Source organism: Paenibacillus sp. PvR133, from assembly GCF_017833155.1.
Classification (GTDB): domain Bacteria; phylum Bacillota; class Bacilli; order Paenibacillales; family Paenibacillaceae; genus Paenibacillus; species Paenibacillus polymyxa_B.
On the sequence record NZ_JAFIBS010000001.1, the window covers coordinates 3268451 to 3288626 of the forward strand.

Consider the following 20176-nt stretch of genomic DNA (forward strand, 5'->3'; position numbering starts at 1 on the left):
AAGTTTGTAAATCACACCGAAATTGCAGGATAACAGGTTGAATATGGTACAATAAAATTTATTTTAAAAGGACAGGATGATTACGACTATGGGTGTACAGCTCCCCACAGCATTTGTAAAGCGCATGGAGCAATTGCTCGGCGACGAATTTGAAGCATTTATGACCGCCTATGACCACACGCCCCATGCCGGGATTCGCGTCAATACGTTAAAAATTCCGATGGAGGACTTTAAGGAACGTTCTCCGTTCGAACTGCGGCCGATTCCATGGTGTGCCACGGGTTTTTACATTCCGCACGGTACAAAGCCGGGATTACATCCTTACTACCATGCGGGGCTGTACTATGTACAGGAACCGAGTGCAATGTCTCCAGTTGAGCTACTCAATGTAGCTCAGGACGAAGCTGTATTGGACTTGTGCGCTGCACCGGGCGGGAAATCGACCCAAATAGCTGCCAAACTACAAGGAAGCGGCGTATTGGTGACAAATGATATTAGCGCGGACCGAACCAAAGCGTTGGCTAAAAATGTGGAATTGTACGGTGTGCGTAATGCCGTGGTACTGAATGAAAGCCCGGATCGAATCGCCGCTGCCTTTCCACATTTTTTTGACAAGATACTAATTGACGCACCTTGCTCGGGAGAAGGTATGTTCCGCAAGGATGAGGATATGGCAAAACAATGGGAGACGCATTCGGTGGATAAATGTGTAGTCATGCAACGGGACATTTTGCGTGTAGCGGCCTCAATGCTGAGCGCAGGAGGGAGAATTGTCTATTCGACCTGCACCTTTGCGCCAGAAGAAAATGAAGGAATGATCGCAGAATTTCTGGAGGCCCATCCCGATTTTGACGTAGTCCCAGTTCTATCGGAAGCAGGCTTTGCACCAGGTCATCCGGAATGGATGAGTGAAGAGGTCGCGGCAGCACACCCCGAACTGCGGGGAACAGCACGCCTTTGGCCGCATCTCGTAGAGGGAGAAGGCCATTTTATCGCTGTGTTGCAACATCAGGGTGGTCGTGTCACTGGGACAGAAGATCACACTGAATCAGAGGATTTGACTCCATTTGAGGACAAGAATGACAGGGCGTTGAACATAGATGCAGTGTATCCACGGAAGAAGCAGTTTTTGTCCGTCAAGGAAGCGTTGACGCCAAGCGGTCAAGGAAGACATGCGACTGGTGAGCCTAAACGAAGTGGTAAAGGAATGGATGGGAAGTCCGGTAAAGGAAAGTCCGCGCGCGGCTTGGGTGGCAATAAGTCCCGTTCTGGCAAAGAAAATGTAAAATCCGCTGCACGCTCCCCACAGGATGTGCTGGAGTCCTATCACCAATTTGTGAAGGAGCAGCTGGAGGTGTGCTTAACAGGCTATACGGTGGTTTACGGAGATCGCATTTATCAGTCGCCACTGGCATCACATCGTTTGGACGGCCTGAAGGTGGTGCGACCAGGCTGGTTTATGGGTACCGACAAGAATGGTCGCTTTGTGCCTTCACATCCGCTGGCGGTGGCATTACGCCCTTCAGAGGCGGTTAGAAGCATCAATCTCTCCAGTTCAGATGCTGAGGCCATCCGGTATTTAAAAGGTGAGACCTTGTCCATCCCCGTTGAGAGAATGGCACTGCGGAACGAAGTCCAGCCCAAAGGCTATACTCTCGTGTGCATTGATGGTTATTCGGCTGGGTGGGGCAAATGGCAGGACGGCATGCTCAAAAATGAATACCCTACAGGCTGGAGGTGGACATCGGTATGAGTGGAAAAGGAAGACAAACGCAACGTTTGGACAAAGTTTTAACCCATATGGGATATGGCTCCCGTAGTGATATCAAGAGACAGGTGAAGCAAGGGATGATCACGGTAAACGGGAGAACCACCAAGGATAGCGGCTTACAGGTTCATCCCTACCAGGATCAGATTGAAGTGAACGGGGAACTTGTTGTTTTTCGGGAGTATATTTACATCATGCTGCACAAGCCACCGGGCGTCATATCTGCAACTGAAGATACGAGGGAGCGGACGGTGTTGGATTTGCTGAGTGCGGAAGAACGACATTTTGAGCCCTTTCCAGTAGGACGCTTAGATAAAGATACAGAAGGACTATTGTTGTTGACCAACGACGGTAAGCTAGCGCACGAACTACTTTCTCCACGGCGGCATGTCCCTAAAACGTATGAGGCTACCGTGTCGGGTCATGTCACGGAGGAGGATATTCATCAATTTACAGCAGGAGTGGAACTGGATGATGGGTATGTTACCCTTCCCGCGCAGTTGACCATTCTTCGTCACGAACATCCGTACCAGGCAGATGGAGAAGTCATTTCCTATATTTCGCTTGTAATCCATGAGGGTAAGTTTCATCAAGTGAAGCGTATGTTCGAGGCGGTTGGTAAAAAGGTGACCTATTTGAAAAGAACGGCCATGGGGCCATTGAAGCTGGATGAACAGCTTCCACTGGGCAGCTATCGAGAGCTGACTAGTGAAGAACTGGCATGGATCGGCCGGGATATAGCATCTGCGACGTCAGAAGTATGATAGGCAGATTAAATATAAATGACGCACAGGTTCTTATGAGATTCCTGTGCGTCATTTTATGATATAGGCAACCAGACAGAGAATTATTCAAACTCAACGTTCAACACTGAATTGCAGGTTACGAATTATTGTGCGCGTGCTGCCCGACTCTTTTTCACTTCGGCTGCTTTATAAGCTGTAACCTTGTTTTTACCTGTCGTTTTGGATATGTACATTGCTTGATCGGCCTGCTTGACCAGTTCATCCGGGTTCATTTCTTTCTTCACTGTACTGTATCCGACACTGATCGTGACAATGCTTTCTTCCGCGACCCGCTCGCGGATACGTTCTGCGACATGTCCAACCTTGGCACGTCGATCCACAACCATTGCGACCAGTTCCTCGCCACCGTATCGTCCGGTCAGTCCGATTTCATCCAGTTCATCCTCCATAATCTGTGCGACCTGTTTGAGTACTTCATCCGCACGAGCATGGCCCTGCGTATCATTCAGCTTTTTGAAATTGTCAATATCGCAAAAAATGACCGACACGCGGATTCCTTGATCCATATATCGCCGTAGTCGTCCCGAAAAATATTTGCGGTTATACAGCCCTGTCAGACCATCGGTGATGGAAGAACGGTAAATCCTTTGGAGCAGCTCCACAATCCGTTCAAACAGGATGATGAACAACGTAGTATAGTACAGCAATGGTAAAAATGACATATACAGGACTGCGTTTGACCTGCCTGCTTCTTCAGGGATGTCATTTCGCAGCCACAAATAGCCGAGCCAGAGCAAATACATGAATAAGCCCGCTACATACTTCTTTGGCTGTCCGATTCGTGGGGTTATGAACACAAGGCTCAGTATAAGTACCAGTACTCGATAAAACAGAGTGAACCCAACTAGTTTCGCTGCGCTGATCCAAGCGGGCAACAAACCTGCAGTCCAAGCAATAACCGGCAATATCAATAACGCACCCAGCAGCAGCAGGGTCCATGTCTGCACACGTTTCAGCTTCCGGTAGAGTTGAAATACGGCGGCATTGATGAGCACGAAGGCAGATGCCTCCAGCGCATTTTTCCACACGATTCCTTGGAGTTGTATCTTGCCTCCGCCTGCTGAATAGAGATTCATGGCTTCATATGTCATAATAATAATAGCGGCAACCGAAAAAAGGATATAGGCTTTTTTTCGTTGTCTGCTATATATGATCACGCACATCAGTGCCATCATGAGTATAATATACAAACCGCAGGCTGCACTTACGGCCCCGGCCAGAGATGGGAAACCCAAGGTTCCCGATAAGGACAACAACGTCAACATCACCGACTCCATTTGCAAAAGTAGTCAATCTATTGAACGGATGATACCGTTCCGATACAATAGACAGGATTTATCCCATTTAAAATGTTATAATTTTCTTTTGTGACTAACATTTATTCTCAATATATCATCTTTCAGAAAATCCGGAAACCTATACATACAATCTGTGATCCGGGCAGTTTAATGCTTGAAAGGGGAAGCACGTCATGAAATTGCTACAGGCTCTCTTTTTCCCACCCGAGCAACCGGGAGGCGTTTCATCCATGATTCCATATCTGCAAGAGCGATTTACATCCCCCCGTTGGGAAATGGAGCTATTTTCAATCCCTAAACGGATTCGCAACAAGGGTAGGGACGAAGTAACTTTTGATACCTTTGACTGGACGAGATATGAACAATATCCAATCGTCCAAAAATATATTCAGACGTACCGTGACTATTTGTGGTGGACACGGCTTCGTATTCAGAAGCCCTATGACCTCATTCATGCCCATCATCCTATTGCCGGAATCGCCATGAAAACTGTTTTTCCTGACATTCCGCTCGTACAGACGATTCACTCTTCCTATGAGAAGGAGTTAATTCTAAACGGGAAAATAGAGGAGAACGGGCCTGAACACCAATTCTTGGTGTCACTGTATGGGGAAATGGAGCAGAAGGCGGATCGCTTGATAGCGGTATCTCATTCTTTTCAGCATTACTTAACTCCTTACGTTCAGAATCCGCAAGACATTGCAGTCATTCCGAACGGATATGATGAGAAGCGCTTCAAGCCCATTCCACACGAAAATGAAGTGACACAGCTCATAACCGTTTGCCGCCTTGTTCCGGCGAAAGGACTGGATATTTTATTGCGGGCCTGTGCTGAACTTAAAAAAAGAAATCTGGAATTTGTGCTTCATATTATTGGAGACGGTCCGGTTCGCCCTGAGCTGGAAGAGATGGCACGACAGCTCGATATATACCATGAGACGATTTTTTATGGATATACCCTTCATCCAGAAGAGTTTATGCCTTTCTTTGATGTATTTGTTTTGCCTTCTCGGGCGGAGGCCTTTGGTTCGGTATTTGCGGAAGCAGCGTTGAGTTGTCTGGCATTGGTAGGTACAGAAGTGGGAGGAATACCGGAGCAGATTGAGGATGGGGTAAATGGCCTGCTCGTGCCACCCGACAATCCGAGGGCACTGGCAGACGCTTTAGAGAAGGTCATTGCTGACCCTGCCTATCGTTATGAGCTGGCTAGATCTGCCTGCGATAAGGCTAAATCAAGCTATTCTTTAAGTCGGGCGGTTAACGAGTTGAAGAAAATGTATTTGAAATTTCCACATTAACCATGACGAGTATCACCTGGTTTGGAATCGGAATGCCGAAAGCTGGAGCGAGGACGTGAGGAACGGAAAGGTCTCCCGCGTCCTGCTATGATCAGTTTACTAACCCACATCAGACTGAGCATTCCGAAAATAGGATAAAGGACAGATAACAGTGAACTGAAGCCGAACTGACTGATTAAAAAACAGGTGAGCATAATGAATAGTGTGATGAGCTTGGGCGAAATTTGGACATGCTGACGAATTTGCAGACTGACTCCATAAATGTCAGCCACAAAGGTACTGAAGATTTCCATGAAAATGAGTAGAATGTATATGATTTCGACAAAGGCACCCAGACGGTAAGCAATGCTTCCCATAGGGATTTCAAATTGCTGAATGCCCGGCATATGTGCTGACATGGCAAAGTGCGCAGCCATCAGCATAAATCCGACACCAATTCCGCCCAAAACTCCGCCCCAGCGGATGGTTCTTCGGGAAAAGGTTTGGCTGCCAAGGGGTACAAGCACGGCTTGGGCCATAGTCAGGTTGAAGGACGTGTACAGCAGTGGAGAGAGCAAGGTTCGAAATGTACTGTGATCTGTCGTATTCGTAATAAAACTCTGAGGATTAGGCATGGAGAGCGTGCTGTGAACGAGCAGAAGAGACATGATGATCATCAAAGGGACAACCACGGTGTTCATATGCAAGATGGCTTTAATGCCTTTACTTAGCAGCAAATAAGTTCCAATCAGTGTAATAAGCAGTCCGGTTTGGTAATGCAGGTGAAGGTGCTCTACAAAAACAGAGCCAGCTCCTGCCAGCATGACGCTGTTTACGCCAATCAGCACGATGAGTGTGAACCAGCTAATCCATTTCCCGGCATTGGCGCCAAAAAGATGTTTGTTCAGGTCCTCGTAGGATTTGGCTGAAATATCATGAGCGATCAGCATCATTTTCGTACCCAACCATACAAATATGATTGTGGATAGCATAATAGTGAGTGTAGCCCAACGACCGTACTGCGTAAAAAATTGCAGAATTTCTTGTCCGGTAGCAAATCCGGCACCGACGATTGTACCGATGTATGTAAAAGCAATCTGGAAAACATGAATATTACGTTTCATCCCCAGTCCCTCCTTGCCTGCTTGAATAACGCTGCAGCGAGCATATAATACAAACTATGTTCAACTGAAATAGGACATGACTGGATGAGACTGAAAATAATTAAAGTGAATTAATGAGTAGCTTGACGGGAGCGTAATTTATGGGTCAAATCCTTGCATGGATACTGGAATACGGATATTTGGCAATGTTCGGCTTGCTTGCACTTGGAGTTGCGGGTATGCCGATACCCGACGAAGTGCTAATGATCGCCTTCGGCGGGCTCGTGTCTCAAGGGCACTACAACTTCATTGCTGCACTGGCAGTCACATTTTTCGGTAGTATGACGGGTATGATGCTTAGCTATACCCTGGGGCGTCTGCTGGGCAAACCACTTTTGCATCGATACGGAAAATGGGTGAGGCTTACGCCTTCTAGAATTGCCTCTTCTGAAAATTGGTTTGGGCGCTACGGTACCTGGGGAATCCTGTTCGGATATTTTGTCCCCGGCTTGAGACATGTATCCTCATATCTGGCAGGTACAACCCGTCTAGGCGTTTTTCGCTATATCAGTTATGCATCAGCAGGAGCTTTGCTGTGGTGCGGTACATTTTTGGGGATTGGACATGCGGTGGGCATGCATTGGGAGCAGGTGGCGAAGCTAATGGAGAAGGTGACGCATCGGATAGGGCTGGTCGTTATTCTTTTAATCGTTGTGGGAGGAATCACCGCATGGTTCTGGAACAAGCGTAAAAAAAATGTCACATGACCGCATGAAAAGCAGCTACAGCTTGAAAGCGGCGGGTGAAGTATGGTACTTTTACCGCATAGGAATGTCGTGGGAGGTCATGTAATGGAAGTATTAAAGAAACGAATTTTAAATGAAGGCGTGATTGCATCAGATCAGGTGCTGAAGCTGGATGGTTTGCTTAATCACCAGGTTGATCCAGAGCTGACAATGGCAATGGGACGAGAGTTCGCAGCACGTTTCCGGGAAGAGAAGATCACCAGAGTAGTGACCGTGGAGTCCTCAGGCATTGCCATCGGGTTTGCGACAGCATTGGAATTGGGTGTACCGTTGGTATTTGCTCGTCGTAAAAAGACCCTATTAGCTGATCCAGACGCGCTGTGTGAACGCGTACCTTCGTTTACAAAAGGTATTGTTACGGATATTATGCTGTCTCGTCAATTTATTCACGAAGATGACCGTGTTCTGTTCATTGATGATATTATTGCTAATGGTGATGCGGCGCGAGGTATGGTTAAAATCATTCAACGCTCTGGAGCGGAGTTGGTTGGATTTGGTGTCGCGGTGGAAAAAAGCTTTCAGGCCGGAGCGAGAACCATCCGTGAGCAGGGTATTCGTGTAGAGTCATTGGTCAAAATTTCGTCGTTAGCTGACGGCAAGATTGAGTTTGCTGAATAGTAACAATTCAAAACTCCTGATCCTTATTTCTAATAATAACCTTTGCATGAGCTTCAATTTCGCTTATAATATAGATAAGGTTTTGGAGAGGAGGCAGCAACATGGGGAAAGAACAATTGACCGAACAGTTTTTTCTGGAAAAACTGGCAGCGGCTAAAGTACACTTTGAGCGTGCCTTGGATTGTAAGCATACGGAATTCGACGATTTGTATCCCTATATGATTGAACATCCTCAGTTTTTTTGGTATAAACGCTATGTGGCCTGGTCTGAGTTGTTGACGTTGGTTAACCTATGCGAAGAATTGTCCTTCTCTTGGAAAGAAGAATTTACTGCTCACCAAGTGGAGTATGTAGATCAGCGAGTGTTGTCTGCACAAGTGCTGGACTTCTGGTACGAGAAGAACGATACAAAAGAACATGATCACAGTGTAAACCAGTCGGGATAATTTGTCGCTCTGTTGGCAATCCATATAAGTAGTAAGAGAGAAGAGACCTAAATGATTGTTTAGGTCTCTTTTTAAACTTTTTTCATGTATATAGAATCATGGTTGCTGTGTTAAAAAAGTGAATAAGGAGGGGACAAGGATGATTATGGACGAAGAATTGGATGCTTATCGACTCTCCGGTGAAAAGGTGCGTGTCGTACGCGATGGATTGGAGTCCAACGATGTTGTTGGCATTGTACTGGCATGGGATGATGAACAGGTGCTTATTCGCCGCCAGAATCGACGTGTGGTCAAGTTGGATCGCAGTTATACATACCAGCCGTTCGGCGAGCCGCGTCACAATCCGATAGATCTGGGTTAGGAAGGGGTTCCAAATGGGTGTTGGATAAAAATAACTGAGCGATTCATTAGGCATACAGAAACTCTAAATCGGACACAGTAATGAAGGGAAATCCAACAGAGAGGACGTGCTGTGTCAATGACGGTTATGGACGAAAAAGTACATGCATACAAGGATCAAATCAGCCATTTGGAAGATCAGTTGCCCGAGGTAGTTCATGCATATCATCGCTTTACCGGAGAGTGCTTTCAAGCCGGCAGCTTAGATGAGAAAACCAAGCAACTGATTGCGCTAGGCATTGGCTTATTTGCCAACAATGAAGTATGCACGTTTTATCACGTGGACGAGGCGCGGTCCAAAGGAGCCAGTGATCAGGAAATTATGGAGACCATTGCTGTGGCCGCAGCAGTAGGTGGAGGACATGCTCTAAGTCAAGGGGTTACGCGTGTACAGAAGGCGTTGCAATAAAGCAAATCATTAATAGATATGCTTATACTTCGTGATAGCGAATATAGATCGATATTGATATATGATGGTTATGGAAAGGAGCTTCCGAGCACAGTTGGTGTCTGCGGAAGCTTCTTTCTTTTGCGTGTTTGTTGTGCGGGGATTATGCTCTTCTGCTTGCGGCAAAAGCAGCAGGGCGAGACGTTTTACGCTTATAGGCCAAAGAGGATGTAACCAAACTTCGTTCAATGATGCGTAGGGGTTTGGAAGTTGAATTGTTTGGTAATTCGGGGCGATGTTTCTTTAGTAAAGGAAGGGCAGCTGTATGAGGAATGGAGGTCGAGAGCCCCAGATATGCTCGCATCCGCTCATACATTTCTTTACGGAATGCTGGCATAGCCATACTAAACTGCTCTTGATTGCCTTTACTTATATAGGTGGCGTGAACGCCGGAGTGGTTTTGTTGTATGTCCAGAACATGAATGTGATATTTATTAAATTCATGTTTTATTTCAGACAGCAGGATTCCGGTACGATCTACACCTGCGTTAACCATTTCGACATAAAGATCAGGGGTTTTCAGCATACCGCTTTCTTCAAGAATTAGGCTGTCCCGCTCAAATACTTTTTGAATAAAGGTAAGGAGCAGATAACTTTTCACAAGAGACCATTCATGCTGAGTAGTATCTAAAGAAGTCATGACCATTCACCGCCTTAGGAAAATGTGATGATAATTCATAACCGATTGAAGAAAAGGAACATTCATTCATGAGAACCTATGTTCTTATTTTAGTTTATTATTCCCTTTTTATCAAGAGGAAATTAACGAACATAAAAGGTTTGACATCTAGATATGACCATGGTATGATCTATCTTGTCGCTAAGAAAGATTGATCTTTCGAGGATAAACGACAACTTATATGCGGTCGTGGCGGAATTGGCAGACGCGCACGGTTCAGGTCCGTGTGGGCTAACCCCCGTGGAGGTTCGAGTCCTCTCGACCGCACCAATTTAACAATGAACGAGCTCTTGAGTTTCCTGTCGAGGAGATTCAAGGGCTTTTTGCATACTCGAAATTTGCAAGGTATTGCTCATTATGAAGTGTTCCTGGCGTGGTGGAGCTGGGCAGTCTGACGAAGGCGGCGGAGGCGCTGGGCTTCACGTAATCCGGCATCAGCCATACGATCAGCAGCCTGGAGCAAGAATTCGGCTTCCCGCTGCTCGTGCGCAGCCGTTCTGGTGTGAAGCTGACGGTGAACGGGAAACAGGTTCTTCAGCCCATCCGGGAGAATCTGAAATGGAATGAGCAGCTCAAGCAGCAGGTAAAGCGGGATCGGATGCTGGCGACTCACTCCACCGACCATCTGCTGATTAAAGCCACTTATATGCCACAGGCCCAGATCGCCTACGAGGACTTCATCATTCCGAAGCCCGGCTCGGACTATGATGTGCAGCGGGTACTGGAGAAGGCCGGGATTAAGCTGAACATCAAGTTCTCCGCCGGGGATGATTATGCGATCATAGCTATGGTAGAGAAAGGCCTGGGCATCAGCATCCTACCGGAGCTGGTCACCCGGTTTCAGCATGAGCATGTAGCCATGCTCGAGCTGGAGGAGCACAGCTTCCGTTCCCTTGGCATCGCGGTCAACTCGATGAAATATGCTTCCCCTGCAACGCGGCGGTTCCTGCAGCATGTACAGAGCTGGTCGTCCGACCAGGAAATGATTTGACTTGGTAAATAAGTGCAAAAAAGGCACGTTTTCAGTTTTGAAAATATGCCTTTTTTGCCAATGCGTATCATCTGCTTATTTTGCGCCCTTCTTTGTCCAGAAACAACAGCTCGTAGTATTTTTTGGGCCGCCCTTTACTGTTGTCCCGTTTTTCAAATACCGTTTGCACGTATTTACTTTCTTCAATTTTGTTAAGAATACGGTTTGCACCTCTGACGGTCATGGACAAGCACTCAGCAACATCCTCAGAGGATAATTTATTGGTTCTCATGATTTCTGCATAGGACATGATTTTTTGCAAATTGATGTTGTTTATTCCGATGGTTTTGGCTAACGCCATGATTTCCGGGTCCCCCTGTTCAGAGAACTGTATGACATTCATACTCCGCATTGGGCCGATAACCTTCTGATCCTCGTTTATAAAAAAGCTGCAGCTGCCCGTAAAGGCTTCCGCCTGTCTGTGAGCTTTGGTGGCGTTGACGTTAGCTTGAAAATATTCATGCCCCGAGCCCCACCCGATTTTCACCTTGTCGCTTATGTATCCTTCCAGATACTCCAGCAGGGTGCAGTTATGCGCGTTAGAGGTGATTTTCATGAAATTTCCGTAGGTGGTGTATAGTCTGACAAAGCCTTCTGAAATTTGGGCCGTGTCTGCCAGATTCACGCTGCGCAGAAACCTGCCGACAAGGACTTTCAGCTCATGAAGCTGCTCTTCAGATGGCGACTCCGCCGTTTTGGCCGATAAGCATGCAACAACTGCCCTCTGGCTCTTAAGCTTGAGGATGGTAATTTCGTTGATGATCTCGCTTATGGTCTCTTTAACGTTTTCCAAAGTGGGCCGGATTAAGATATATCTGACTCCGTGCTTTTTGAGTTCTGGAACAAAGTGGCCGAACGCCGTGATGGACAGGTCTATTTTCTTGTCTTCCCACAGAGTGATATGGTTGTCGAGCATTGTTTCCACCCGTTCGAGCAGATCTCCGCTGTCAATGGGCTTTCCCTCATGAGTAAGGTATTGCTGGAATTCACTGAAGGACTCGATTATATACGCATAATCCACATAGATCCTGGATATATCAAGCCCAGGTTCTGTAACCAGCAGCCGGAAAAGTTCCCTATAAAGTAGGTTTTCATCATCCTGCAAAATGTGAACAGGTACTTTTTCATCCAGGCATTCCTTATCGATTGACTCGTAAAGCATCCTGCCACTGATCACAAATCCATCCACCGAACCTAAGTTTTTGAGATAGATGTCTGTTGTTTCCCGGAAGTTGCTGATTGTAAGAAACCTGAACTGACATAAGGGCCGCATTTCTTCTTCAATGGTACGGAAATAGTCCATATGGGTCTCAGGCGTGATAATACCCAGCTTGATTTTCATGGTAGATTCCTTTCATAAACAGTTCAATCAAAAGAGTTATATCACAATAAATGTGATATATCAATGTTCCGGCAGTATCCAAAATAGTGTTCTTAAAATGTCTTATTTTCTCTTGACATCGAATACCATTAAAAGTACGATAAAAGTGTTCTTAAAAAGTCTTAAAATATAAAGGGGGGGATGTTCACTCTGTTCTTACGTTCATTCAATATGTGTTTTGGGAGATGTTCATTGTGATTGAAGAAGCTGGAGACTTTTTGGGTATGGCCCATCAGCTGCAGGAAAAATTGGTCATGTACAGGCATCATCTTCATGCGGTTCCGGAACTTGATTTAAGTTTGCCCAGGACAACGGCCTACGTAAAAGAGGTGTTAGAGTCGATGGGGCTTAAGCCCACTCCCGTAGGAGAGTCAGGTCTAACGGTTACGATCGGCGGACAACATACCGGGAAGGTGATTCTTATCCGGGCGGATATGGATGGGCTGCCCATTCAAGAGGAAACGGATCTTTCTTTTGCGTCGTTGAACGGAAACATGCATGCATGCGGCCACGACTTGCATACTTCCATGCTCTTGGGAGCTGCGGAGATCCTGAAGGCCAACGAAGAGCAGCTTCACGGGACGGTTAAGCTTATGTTTCAGCCGGGTGAAGAGACTCTGCACGGGGCAAAGATGATGATTGAGAATGGGATTCTCGAAAATCCTAAAGTGGATGCAGCCATGATGCTACACGTGTTGACTGGAATGCCGATTCCTGTCGGGCAATTTGTATTGCCTGAGGCCGGAGAAGCGATTTCAGCTTCTTCTGATTGGTTCGAAGTCATCATCCGCGGAAGGGGCGCACATGGAGCGATGCCTAGCGCCGCAGTAGACCCATTAAATGTAGCTGCTCATCTTCATCTGGCGCTGCAGGGAATCATAAGCCGTGAAATTTCGCCAATTGATAATGCAGTTCTTACAATTGGAGTGATGGAAGGCGGAAATACAAACAACGTGATTCCCTATACGGCCAGAATGAAAGGAAGCGTACGTTCATTTAACGCCACATTGCGGGATAAAATGGAAACCCGTATCCACGAAATTTCTGCAGGTATTGGAGAAACTTTTCAGGCAAAGGTGGAGGTGATCTATACCAGGGGATGTCCTGAGGTGCAAACGGACAACGGGCTTAACCGTCAAATGAGAACTACTATTGCAAACACCTTTGGCGCCAGTTCCTTTATCGGTATAACCCAATTGATACCCGGCGGTAAATTAATGGGATCGGAAGACTTCGCATTTGTATCACAAGCGGTGCCAAGTACCTCAGTGTTTCTTAACGCAGGCAATACCGAGGAAGGTTATGGTTACCCTGTGCACCATCCAAAGACGATGTTCTCGGATGAGGTGCTTTATAAAGGGGCTGCGGCTTACGCTGCTTTCGCCAGAGATTGGCTTGAAAGTAATAGATAATATCTAAACAAAACTAGGAGGAATTGAAATGACAGAGAGACGTATGATTGGACCAACAAAATTTGATGAGTATTCGGTGAAGTACAAAGACTTTCTTTTAATGACACGTCGTAACGGAATCATCGAAGTACGGCTGCATACCGACGGAGGACCGTACAAGCATTCTTGGGAAGCCCATACGGCATGGTCCCATGCATGGTCAGATATTGGCCGCGACCCTGAGAACGAAGTAATGATTATTTCTGGAACAGGGGATAAATGGGTTATAGGGGACCCTGATGTCTGGAATACAAAATTTATGGACTGGCCGAAGCAAAAGAAGCTCGAACAGTATCATGAATCGCTGAGACTGCTTGAGAACTTGATATTCTGCATTGACATCCCTACAATCGGAGCGATCAATGGCCCGGGAACGCACTGTGAACTTGCAACTCTCTGTGATATTACCATTTGTACAGAAGACGCGGACTTTTTTGATCCGCATTATCTGGGAGGCACACCTCCCGGAGATGGAATGTTACTCACGCTGCAGAACATGATCGGTTTCAAGAAAGCAGCATACTACGCATACACCGGCAAGAATATCAATGGTCAAACCGCATTGGACCTGGGCATAGTTAGTGAAGTCCTGCCCCGCGAAAAGCTTCTTCCCCGCGCATGGGAGCTTGCGGAGATGATTATGCAGGCACCGCGTTCAACGAGACATCTGGCCCATTCCATTATATCCCGTCCATGGAAACAAGCCCTGGTCAGTGATCAAGGGTTCCAGCTTGCCCACCAAATGTATGACATGGCCATTGATGAAGAAGGAGCTCTGGAGCGGCTGAAAAAAATGCAAGGACGTCTAATGGGCAAAGATGTTCAATAGAGATATGGCGGGACCTACACGATTCGAAGAATACTCGGAGAAGTACAAGGACTTGTTCTTCATGACCCGCCGTGACGGCATACTCGAAGTACGTATGCACACTCACGGGGGACCGCTTCAATTTGACTGGATGGCTCAAACTGCATATGGCAATGTTGGTCAGATGTTGGCCGTGACCCTGAGAATGAGGTGATGATTCTTACAGGGACAGGAGATTTGTGGCAAATAGGCAATCCTGAAGTCTGGACAACAAAATTCATGGATTGGCCGAATAGCCGGAAACTGGATTTCTATCATGAATCGCGCAGAATGATTGAAAATATGATCTATTGCATCGGCATTCCCACCATTGGGGCGATCAATGGCACAGGCTCACACTGGCAACTGGGAACCAAGAAAGCGGCATACTACGCATACACGGGGATGAACATTAATGCTCAAGCGGCATTAGACCTTGGTCTGGTTAGTGAGGTACTGCCTCGTGAAAAGCTTCTTCCACGTGCGTGGGAGCTGGCAGAGATGATCATGCAGGCCCCCCCGCTCTGTAAGACAGCTTACTCATCTGATTGTGTCGCGCTCATGGAAAAAAGCCCTTGCCAACGATCAGGGTCTCCGCTTACGCACCAAATGTATGACATGGCCATTGATGAAGAGGGTATACATGAGAGGCTGATGAACATCAAGGAACGTTTTCAGAGGAATGACTAATAGTCAGAAAGGGTGTAAGGGTGCTATGAAATCGTTGACAGAACTCTATAAGGTTGGCAGTGGGACCATCCAGCTCCCATACCATGGGGCCGGAGAAAGCCGCCAGAATCTTCAAATCAGAAAATGAGGATGCCGAACGATTCAAGGCACTGATTTATGGTTCCCTTGCCAAAACAGGCAAAGGACATATGACAGACAAAGCCATTATTAGAGCACTGTCACCCGTTCCAACGGAGATTGAATTTGTTCCACACGCAGATTTTACTCTGCCGCATCCCAATACCGTTGATTTTATCGCTTATAAAGACGGGCGGCAAACCACATCCATGCGTGCTTTAAGTATCGGCGGCGGGGACATCGTTATTGAGGGACGGGAGGAGATGCTGGCGCCCGATGTCTACCCAGAGAACAGCTTTGCAGAAATCAGTAAAATTTGTAAAGCGAATCATATCCGCCTAAGCGATTACGTCGAGCAGTGTGAAGGCAAACAGATATGGGATTTTCTCAATGGGATTTGGGAAGCGATGAAGCGTTCGGTCAACGAAGGGATTTCAGTCACCGGTATTCTGGAAGGCGGTCTCCAGGTCGAACGCAAGGCGCAACTTCTGTATAATCAGCGGCATATTGATGAGAGCCCGGAGACGCGGGAGAACAGGATCGTCAGCGCATATGCGTTCGCCGTCAGCGAACAAAATGCCGCCGCCGGTGCAATCGTAACGGCCCCGACCTGTGGAGCCAGCGGTGTCATGCCGGCCGCACTCCTTTATATGCAGCAAAAGAAACAGGTCCCGGACGAGAAGGTCCTCCGGGCTCTGGCCGTAGGCGGGCTCATTGGCAACCTGGTCAAGCAGAATGCCTCCATCAGCGGTGCTCAATGCGGCTGCCAGGGGGAGGTTGGCACTGCTTGCTCTATGGCCTCGGCTGCACTGGCAGACATGTCAGATATGGGGATCGATCAAATTGAGTATGCAGCGGAGGTTGCCTTGGAGCACCATTTGGGGTTGACCTGTGATCCTATTAACGGACTGGTTCAGATTCCTTGCATCGAGCGGAATGCCGTGGGTGCCATGCGGGCAATCAATGCGCTGAGCCTGGCAAATTTCTTGTCGAATACCCGTAAGATATCTTTTGATCTGGTTGTACAGACCATGTATGAAACAGGCTTGGACATGAGTAGCCGTTACCGTGAGACTGCAGAAGGCGGGCTCGCTAAGCTCTACAAAATTGACAGTTAAATGATACTGCCATGATGATGGGGCATTAATTCCATACTTGTGTAATGAGACGAAGAACGTCCCTTGTGCCGGTTGGCAGAAGGGACGTTCTTTTTTGGGAGGCTATATAAGGCGAGCTGCTGCGGTCTCAGTATGGTCGAGCCGGGCAGTCTGACCAAGGCAGAGCTGGTCGTCCGGCCAAGGCAGAGCTGGTCGTCCGGCCAAGATGTGATTTGTCTGAACGCAGCTGGGATTGCCCGGGATGAGGTCAAAGTTCCCTTGGGAATGAAGGTATTGGTCAGGGGCGGGGAGAGGCTCATCTTCCATGACGGCGTTCATGATGTTGAACATACTAACGTTCAACTTGTCGGGTTGCTCGATGCCGAAACATAAGGTCAGATTACCCTGCGGGTCGAAATCCACCAGCAGAACCTTTTTTTTCTTCATGGGATAAGGCGTAAGCCAAATTGTAGGCGGTGGTCGTTTTGCCAGTGCCGCCTTTTTGATTAGCGACGGTGATCGTCGTTGCGTGTCTCATATTAATCCTCCCCGAAGCGGCCTCTTCGTTAATTTGTCAATGGTAGGGAGTGGGCTGGTTTTCGTTGTTCTCTCCGAGTTCTCTCAAACGTCCAAAATCGACCGCATTTTACGGCATTGCCGGGAGCCCCTTGCGGCGCTTGGATTTGAACGAAAAAACCGTCAAAAACCCTGATTTCACAAGGGTTTTGACGGTTTCTCAATTCCGTTCCATTGACTTAGATTCCGCTTGGTTCCGAATCGGATACAAGATTCAGGTCCGTGTGGGCTAACCCCCGTGGAGGTTCGAGTCCTCTCGACCGCATCCATTAGAAAAGGTCTATAGAATTGCTCTCGTAGCAGTTTTAGAGACCTTTTTCTTATATTTCTGAGGAATTGCTCATAGTTTAAGCTGAACAAGTTTCTTGTCTTCACGCAAACTATGGATTTCCATAAAGGATTCTGACAAATTACTTGATTTCTTTTAGGTGGGATTTTGCAATCTCCTCAAGTTCATAAACAATTCTTTTATAAGGTTATCTTTTAAGATATGATAGAAAATAACGCACTTTATGATGAAGTTATTGAAAGGTTGGATGTAAGATGGAGAAAGCGACTTTTGCAGGTGGATGCTTCTGGTGTATGGTGACTCCATTTGAAGAGCAGCCGGGCATTCATGGCATTGTGTCAGGATACACTGGAGGAACAAGTCCCGATCCCACCTACGAGCAGGTTAAAACAGGAACTACAGGCCACTACGAGGTGGTGCAGATTACGTTTGAGCCTGAGCTGTTTCCTTATGAAAAGCTGCTCGAATTATATTGGCCACAAACAGACCCTACCGACGGGGAAGGTCAATTTCAGGACCGGGGCACACAGTATAAACCCGCAATTTTTTATCATACAGAGCAGCAACGTGAGCTTGCGCAACAGTCCAAGGAGCAGTTGGCACAAAGTGGACGCTTTGATAAGCCAATTGCAACGGAGATCCTTCCGGCTTCGATTTTTTATCCAGCAGAGGATTATCATCAGGATTACCACAAGAAAAACGTGAAGCACTATAAGGAAGATCGGGCCCAATCAGGCCGTGATGAATTTATTGATAAGAACTGGTAAGCGGCTTTAATATACGTTTCTACGCACGATAAGGCAGATCAGGGAGTATTCCATGGATCTGCCTTATACATATTTAGACGAGGTTACTCACACAATGAAGGGACAGAGAAGGAGGCTGACCCGCAATGAGTACACGACGGAAGCTACACATGAGAAACATAATAAAAAAGGCTTTAAAGGCATCTCGCGGCCGGAAAGAGCCAGCTTATGTACCTGTATTCCATTCAAGCTCTAAAATACGGAGAACCGTAGTACTCTGTATTTCGGTATGCATGTTATTCATGGTCTGTAGTACTGGTGTTGCAAAAGCATTAGACAAACAGGACGTGCCGCAAAAGATGGTTGCCGTCATTATCGACGATCTGGGAAATAATATGAAAGGGACTGAGCAAATTTTAAATTTACCCGTTAAGATTACCGTTGCTGTGATGCCTTTCCTGCCTACAACCAAGCAGGACGCTATGGAAGCGCATAAGCGTGGTCATGATGTCATCGTCCATCTTCCAATGGAACCAAAGCAGGGAAAGCCCGAATGGCTTGGACCCGGAGCAATTAAGGCAAATATGACGGATGAAGAAGTACGCGCTAAGGTGACAGCAGCCATAAAGGATGTTCCTTATGCGATAGGAATGAACAACCACATGGGTTCCAAGGTCACTTCGGATAAACGCATTATGTCTATTGTTCTTGATGTTTGTAAGGAGCATGGACTATTTTTTGTCGACAGCCGTACTAATTATTGGTCAGTGGTACCTGAACTTGCCGCTAAAAAGGGAATGCCACCGGTACGCAATGATGTTTTCCTGGATGATGTCCATACACTCGCTCATGTGAATCGGCAACTTACAAAAGTGGTTGAGTGGCTGGACGAGCACGATACATGCGTAACGATTGGGCACGTTGGCGTGTCTGGCATGTATACATCCTCGGCTCTTCATTCATCGGTTCCCAAGCTAAAGGAGCACGCCAAATTTGTGGGTATTAGCGATTTGGTGCGTGCTGTATGGGGATGGACTGGAGACCCAGCCACCAACACTACCATGCCGTCAGATGCGCAATAATGCCTTCGGCAACAGCTTCAGCAATGCTTTTTTGACCGCGATCCCCGGAAAGCATGGCTCTGTCCTGTTCGTTACTGATAAATCCGGTTTCCACAATTACAGCGGGATGCTGGATTTTATTCAGAAGATAAAAGGGTTTTCCGTACACTGTTTCTCTATTCATGCAAAATAAGCGGTTTAATGAATGCTGAATCCGTTCAGCCAACAGATAGCTGCTGCCTTCATCCTGATACAGCACAATGGGTCCACGTTTTTCGGTACGTTTGGTCCAATTGACATGCAGGCTTACAACCAAAGCGGTGGGCAGTTGTTCTGTTAGACTTTTACGTTGAGCCAGGTCTTTAAGGTGCCGGGATTTGGACTGCAACCAACGGTTATCGTCACTCAGTGCGTAGTCCTTGTCCCGATTCAGGACAGCAGGGTAACCCTGGGAGCGTAAGATCAAGTACAGCTTTTGAGCAATGGCGAGATTGATATCTTTTTCCAAAAGCCCTTTGTGACTTGTTCCACCATCCACACCGCCATGGCCTACATCAATCAGGACAACGGGCTTGGCAAAAGCGTGATAGGACGAATGTACGTTGGATGGACCCTCTGTATACTTGTTCGGTTCGCTACTTTTCTCGTTGGGCTGAGCAGCTATATAGGTAAATGGGGCAAATACAGCACTGCAAAGGATGCATAGACTCAACCCCAGCCCTTTCAGCCATATCTTGTTTAACTTTTTTTTTCGCACGTTCTATTCCTCCAGTGGACGAATTGATTGTTTACTGAAAAACCATGCATAACAGACATCAAACCTAAAGCAACGTAGCTGCCTTCAAACATAACAATTAACCTTGAGGTAACCGTTATGTTGAAGATAGTATGTTCCATTTAAGGGAAACCATGCATAGTTATTCCCACAGGGGTTAGACCTTTTGGAAAATGAGCAAGCTAGTTGTATCTTCACCTAACGTGTAAATCCGATATTTCCAAGCAATGTGAATGGACATGATAGGGGCAGAATAGAGGAGGTCATGGAGGATGGCGAAGAGTGACGAACTGGTGACGTATATTACGCAGCGAATTGTTCGCTATATGGAAACGCCGCGTGATGTTCGACGCAGTCAAAAACAAGCCAGAGAGCCGTGGGTGAGCAAATGGTTTGGCATGTTGCCTCTGGCTCTGAAAATGTGGATGAAATCCACACGCAGAGAACGAAGAGAGCGACATTAAACTC

The 20176-nt window shown here is 46.9% G+C and carries 24 protein-coding genes and 1 tRNA gene; 18 read left to right on the forward strand and 7 right to left on the reverse strand.

Features of this window, described 5'->3' with window-relative positions; genetic code table 11:
* The first annotated feature begins 88 nt into the window (after positions 1–88).
* Positions 89–1753 carry an RsmB/NOP family class I SAM-dependent RNA methyltransferase gene (locus tag JOE49_RS14475; protein WP_028542814.1) on the forward strand — a complete coding sequence of 555 codons (1665 nt, stop codon included), beginning with the start codon at positions 89–91 and terminating at the stop codon, positions 1751–1753.
* Positions 1750–2532, forward strand: coding sequence for a pseudouridine synthase (locus tag JOE49_RS14480; RefSeq protein ID WP_023988038.1), 783 nt, complete (start codon positions 1750–1752; stop codon positions 2530–2532). Before JOE49_RS14475 ends, JOE49_RS14480 begins: the two co-directional genes overlap by 4 nt.
* A 125-nt stretch (positions 2533–2657) precedes the next feature.
* Here JOE49_RS14480 and JOE49_RS14485 read toward each other — a convergent pair whose 3' ends face one another.
* Positions 2658–3839 carry a GGDEF domain-containing protein gene (locus JOE49_RS14485; protein ID WP_068940274.1) on the reverse strand — a complete coding sequence of 394 codons (1182 nt, stop codon included), beginning with the start codon at positions 3837–3839 and terminating at the stop codon, positions 2658–2660.
* Between the two features lie 206 nt (positions 3840–4045).
* Here JOE49_RS14485 and JOE49_RS14490 point away from each other — a divergent pair, with 206 nt between their 5' ends.
* Complete coding sequence (locus JOE49_RS14490) at positions 4046–5170, forward strand: glycosyltransferase family 4 protein (RefSeq protein ID WP_023988040.1); 1125 nt, start codon at positions 4046–4048, stop codon at positions 5168–5170.
* On the opposite strand, the gene JOE49_RS14495 is transcribed toward JOE49_RS14490, so the two are convergent.
* Positions 5167–6273: a YkvI family membrane protein gene (locus JOE49_RS14495; RefSeq protein ID WP_023988041.1), complete on the reverse strand. Its 1107-nt coding sequence runs from the start codon at positions 6271–6273 to the stop codon at positions 5167–5169. The genes JOE49_RS14490 and JOE49_RS14495 overlap by 4 nt on opposite strands.
* Positions 6274–6413: 140 nt before the next feature.
* On the opposite strand from JOE49_RS14495, the gene JOE49_RS14500 reads away from it, so the two are divergent.
* The 5 genes from JOE49_RS14500 (at position 6414) to JOE49_RS14520 (ending at position 8930) form a co-directional block, all read left to right on the forward strand.
* Positions 6414–7019 (forward strand): DedA family protein, encoded by a 606-nt coding sequence (locus JOE49_RS14500; RefSeq protein ID WP_023988042.1) that lies wholly within the window; start codon positions 6414–6416, stop codon positions 7017–7019.
* Positions 7020–7103: 84 nt separating this feature from the next.
* Complete coding sequence (locus JOE49_RS14505) at positions 7104–7676, forward strand: xanthine phosphoribosyltransferase (RefSeq protein WP_013309742.1); 573 nt, start codon at positions 7104–7106, stop codon at positions 7674–7676.
* 101 nt (positions 7677–7777) lie between these two features.
* Positions 7778–8122, forward strand: a complete 345-nt coding sequence (locus JOE49_RS14510) for a hypothetical protein (protein WP_007429850.1) — start codon at positions 7778–7780, stop codon at positions 8120–8122.
* A 139-nt stretch (positions 8123–8261) separates the two neighbouring features.
* Positions 8262–8483, forward strand: coding sequence for a hypothetical protein (locus JOE49_RS14515; RefSeq protein ID WP_023988044.1), 222 nt, complete (start codon positions 8262–8264; stop codon positions 8481–8483).
* A gap of 117 nt (positions 8484–8600) precedes the next feature.
* Positions 8601–8930 (forward strand): carboxymuconolactone decarboxylase family protein, encoded by a 330-nt coding sequence (locus JOE49_RS14520; protein ID WP_013309744.1) that lies wholly within the window; start codon positions 8601–8603, stop codon positions 8928–8930.
* 142 nt (positions 8931–9072) lie between these two features.
* Here the strand turns inward: JOE49_RS14520 and JOE49_RS14525 are convergent, their stop codons facing one another.
* Complete coding sequence (locus tag JOE49_RS14525; protein ID WP_075154037.1) at positions 9073–9609, reverse strand: YhjD family protein; 537 nt, start codon at positions 9607–9609, stop codon at positions 9073–9075.
* 222 nt (positions 9610–9831) lie between these two features.
* Between JOE49_RS14525 and JOE49_RS14530 the strand changes: the two genes are divergently transcribed.
* Positions 9832–9918, forward strand: a tRNA-Leu gene (locus tag JOE49_RS14530).
* A 244-nt stretch (positions 9919–10162) separates the two neighbouring features.
* Positions 10163–10639 (forward strand): LysR family transcriptional regulator substrate-binding protein, encoded by a 477-nt coding sequence (locus tag JOE49_RS26360; RefSeq protein ID WP_348635857.1) that lies wholly within the window; start codon positions 10163–10165, stop codon positions 10637–10639.
* Between the two features lie 67 nt (positions 10640–10706).
* Here the strand turns inward: JOE49_RS26360 and JOE49_RS14540 are convergent, their stop codons facing one another.
* Entirely contained in the window at positions 10707–12020 is a 1314-nt protein-coding gene (locus tag JOE49_RS14540) for a transcriptional regulator (RefSeq protein ID WP_160790480.1), read from the reverse strand.
* Positions 12021–12244: 224 nt separating this feature from the next.
* On the opposite strand from JOE49_RS14540, the gene JOE49_RS14545 reads away from it, so the two are divergent.
* The 5 genes from JOE49_RS14545 to JOE49_RS14565 all read left to right on the forward strand — a co-directional run bounded on the left by JOE49_RS14545 (position 12245) and on the right by JOE49_RS14565 (position 16282).
* Complete coding sequence (locus tag JOE49_RS14545) at positions 12245–13471, forward strand: M20 metallopeptidase family protein (protein WP_160790484.1); 1227 nt, start codon at positions 12245–12247, stop codon at positions 13469–13471.
* A 28-nt stretch (positions 13472–13499) separates the two neighbouring features.
* Positions 13500–14339, forward strand: a complete 840-nt coding sequence (locus JOE49_RS14550; protein ID WP_209941640.1) for an enoyl-CoA hydratase/isomerase family protein — start codon at positions 13500–13502, stop codon at positions 14337–14339.
* Positions 14329–14532, forward strand: coding sequence for a hypothetical protein (locus tag JOE49_RS14555; RefSeq protein WP_209941642.1), 204 nt, complete (start codon positions 14329–14331; stop codon positions 14530–14532). Before JOE49_RS14550 ends, JOE49_RS14555 begins: the two co-directional genes overlap by 11 nt.
* Positions 14533–14597: 65 nt before the next feature.
* Positions 14598–15047 (forward strand): enoyl-CoA hydratase/isomerase family protein, encoded by a 450-nt coding sequence (locus tag JOE49_RS14560; protein WP_209941644.1) that lies wholly within the window; start codon positions 14598–14600, stop codon positions 15045–15047.
* Positions 15048–15106: 59 nt separating this feature from the next.
* Positions 15107–16282 (forward strand): L-serine ammonia-lyase, iron-sulfur-dependent, subunit alpha, encoded by a 1176-nt coding sequence (locus tag JOE49_RS14565; protein WP_348635858.1) that lies wholly within the window; start codon positions 15107–15109, stop codon positions 16280–16282.
* A 102-nt stretch (positions 16283–16384) separates the two neighbouring features.
* Here the strand turns inward: JOE49_RS14565 and JOE49_RS14570 are convergent, their stop codons facing one another.
* Together JOE49_RS14570 and JOE49_RS26365 are read right to left on the reverse strand one after the other, a co-directional pair.
* Complete coding sequence (locus JOE49_RS14570) at positions 16385–16708, reverse strand: ParA family protein (protein ID WP_245248380.1); 324 nt, start codon at positions 16706–16708, stop codon at positions 16385–16387.
* Entirely contained in the window at positions 16662–16799 is a 138-nt protein-coding gene (locus JOE49_RS26365) for a ParA family protein (protein ID WP_237449086.1), read from the reverse strand. The genes JOE49_RS14570 and JOE49_RS26365 overlap by 47 nt, the downstream gene beginning before the upstream one ends.
* Positions 16800–17380: 581 nt before the next feature.
* On the opposite strand from JOE49_RS26365, the gene msrA reads away from it, so the two are divergent.
* Both msrA and JOE49_RS14580 read left to right on the forward strand, forming a co-directional pair.
* Complete coding sequence (gene msrA, locus JOE49_RS14575) at positions 17381–17893, forward strand: peptide-methionine (S)-S-oxide reductase MsrA (protein ID WP_209941646.1); 513 nt, start codon at positions 17381–17383, stop codon at positions 17891–17893.
* A 125-nt stretch (positions 17894–18018) separates the two neighbouring features.
* On the forward strand, positions 18019–18954 hold the full coding sequence (locus tag JOE49_RS14580; protein WP_053325173.1) for a divergent polysaccharide deacetylase family protein: 936 nt from the start codon (positions 18019–18021) through the stop codon (positions 18952–18954).
* Here JOE49_RS14580 and JOE49_RS14585 read toward each other — a convergent pair.
* On the reverse strand, positions 18929–19690 hold the full coding sequence (locus tag JOE49_RS14585; protein ID WP_028542805.1) for an N-acetylmuramoyl-L-alanine amidase: 762 nt from the start codon (positions 19688–19690) through the stop codon (positions 18929–18931). The genes JOE49_RS14580 and JOE49_RS14585 overlap by 26 nt on opposite strands.
* Before the next feature lie 290 nt (positions 19691–19980).
* Here JOE49_RS14585 and JOE49_RS14590 point away from each other — a divergent pair, with 290 nt between their 5' ends.
* Positions 19981–20172 (forward strand): YqzE family protein, encoded by a 192-nt coding sequence (locus tag JOE49_RS14590; RefSeq protein ID WP_023988052.1) that lies wholly within the window; start codon positions 19981–19983, stop codon positions 20170–20172.
* Positions 20173–20176: the final 4 nt, after the last annotated feature.

Excerpts from the sequence above, each read along its gene's own strand:
- JOE49_RS14475 (WP_028542814.1), top strand. The coding sequence starts at position 89 with ATGGGTGTACAGCTCCCCACAGCATTTGTAAAGCGCATGGAGCAATTG.
- JOE49_RS14480 (WP_023988038.1), top strand. The coding sequence starts at position 1,750 with ATGAGTGGAAAAGGAAGACAAACGCAACGTTTGGACAAAGTTTTAACC.
- JOE49_RS14485 (WP_068940274.1), bottom strand. The coding sequence starts at position 3,839 with ATGTTGACGTTGTTGTCCTTATCGGGAACCTTGGGTTTCCCATCTCTG.
- JOE49_RS14490 (WP_023988040.1), top strand. The coding sequence starts at position 4,046 with ATGAAATTGCTACAGGCTCTCTTTTTCCCACCCGAGCAACCGGGAGGC.
- JOE49_RS14495 (WP_023988041.1), bottom strand. The coding sequence starts at position 6,273 with ATGAAACGTAATATTCATGTTTTCCAGATTGCTTTTACATACATCGGT.
- JOE49_RS14500 (WP_023988042.1), top strand. The coding sequence starts at position 6,414 with ATGGGTCAAATCCTTGCATGGATACTGGAATACGGATATTTGGCAATG.
- JOE49_RS14505 (WP_013309742.1), top strand. The coding sequence starts at position 7,104 with ATGGAAGTATTAAAGAAACGAATTTTAAATGAAGGCGTGATTGCATCA.
- JOE49_RS14510 (WP_007429850.1), top strand. The coding sequence starts at position 7,778 with ATGGGGAAAGAACAATTGACCGAACAGTTTTTTCTGGAAAAACTGGCA.
- JOE49_RS14515 (WP_023988044.1), top strand. The coding sequence starts at position 8,262 with ATGATTATGGACGAAGAATTGGATGCTTATCGACTCTCCGGTGAAAAG.
- JOE49_RS14520 (WP_013309744.1), top strand. The coding sequence starts at position 8,601 with ATGACGGTTATGGACGAAAAAGTACATGCATACAAGGATCAAATCAGC.
- JOE49_RS14525 (WP_075154037.1), bottom strand. The coding sequence starts at position 9,609 with ATGACTTCTTTAGATACTACTCAGCATGAATGGTCTCTTGTGAAAAGT.
- JOE49_RS14540 (WP_160790480.1), bottom strand. The coding sequence starts at position 12,020 with ATGAAAATCAAGCTGGGTATTATCACGCCTGAGACCCATATGGACTAT.
- JOE49_RS14545 (WP_160790484.1), top strand. The coding sequence starts at position 12,245 with ATGTTCATTGTGATTGAAGAAGCTGGAGACTTTTTGGGTATGGCCCAT.
- JOE49_RS14550 (WP_209941640.1), top strand. The coding sequence starts at position 13,500 with ATGACAGAGAGACGTATGATTGGACCAACAAAATTTGATGAGTATTCG.
- JOE49_RS14555 (WP_209941642.1), top strand. The coding sequence starts at position 14,329 with ATGTTCAATAGAGATATGGCGGGACCTACACGATTCGAAGAATACTCG.
- JOE49_RS14560 (WP_209941644.1), top strand. The coding sequence starts at position 14,598 with ATGGATTGGCCGAATAGCCGGAAACTGGATTTCTATCATGAATCGCGC.
- JOE49_RS14570 (WP_245248380.1), bottom strand. The coding sequence starts at position 16,708 with ATGAAGAAAAAAAAGGTTCTGCTGGTGGATTTCGACCCGCAGGGTAAT.
- JOE49_RS26365 (WP_237449086.1), bottom strand. The coding sequence starts at position 16,799 with ATGAGACACGCAACGACGATCACCGTCGCTAATCAAAAAGGCGGCACT.
- msrA (WP_209941646.1), top strand. The coding sequence starts at position 17,381 with ATGGAGAAAGCGACTTTTGCAGGTGGATGCTTCTGGTGTATGGTGACT.
- JOE49_RS14580 (WP_053325173.1), top strand. The coding sequence starts at position 18,019 with ATGAGTACACGACGGAAGCTACACATGAGAAACATAATAAAAAAGGCT.
- JOE49_RS14590 (WP_023988052.1), top strand. The coding sequence starts at position 19,981 with ATGGCGAAGAGTGACGAACTGGTGACGTATATTACGCAGCGAATTGTT.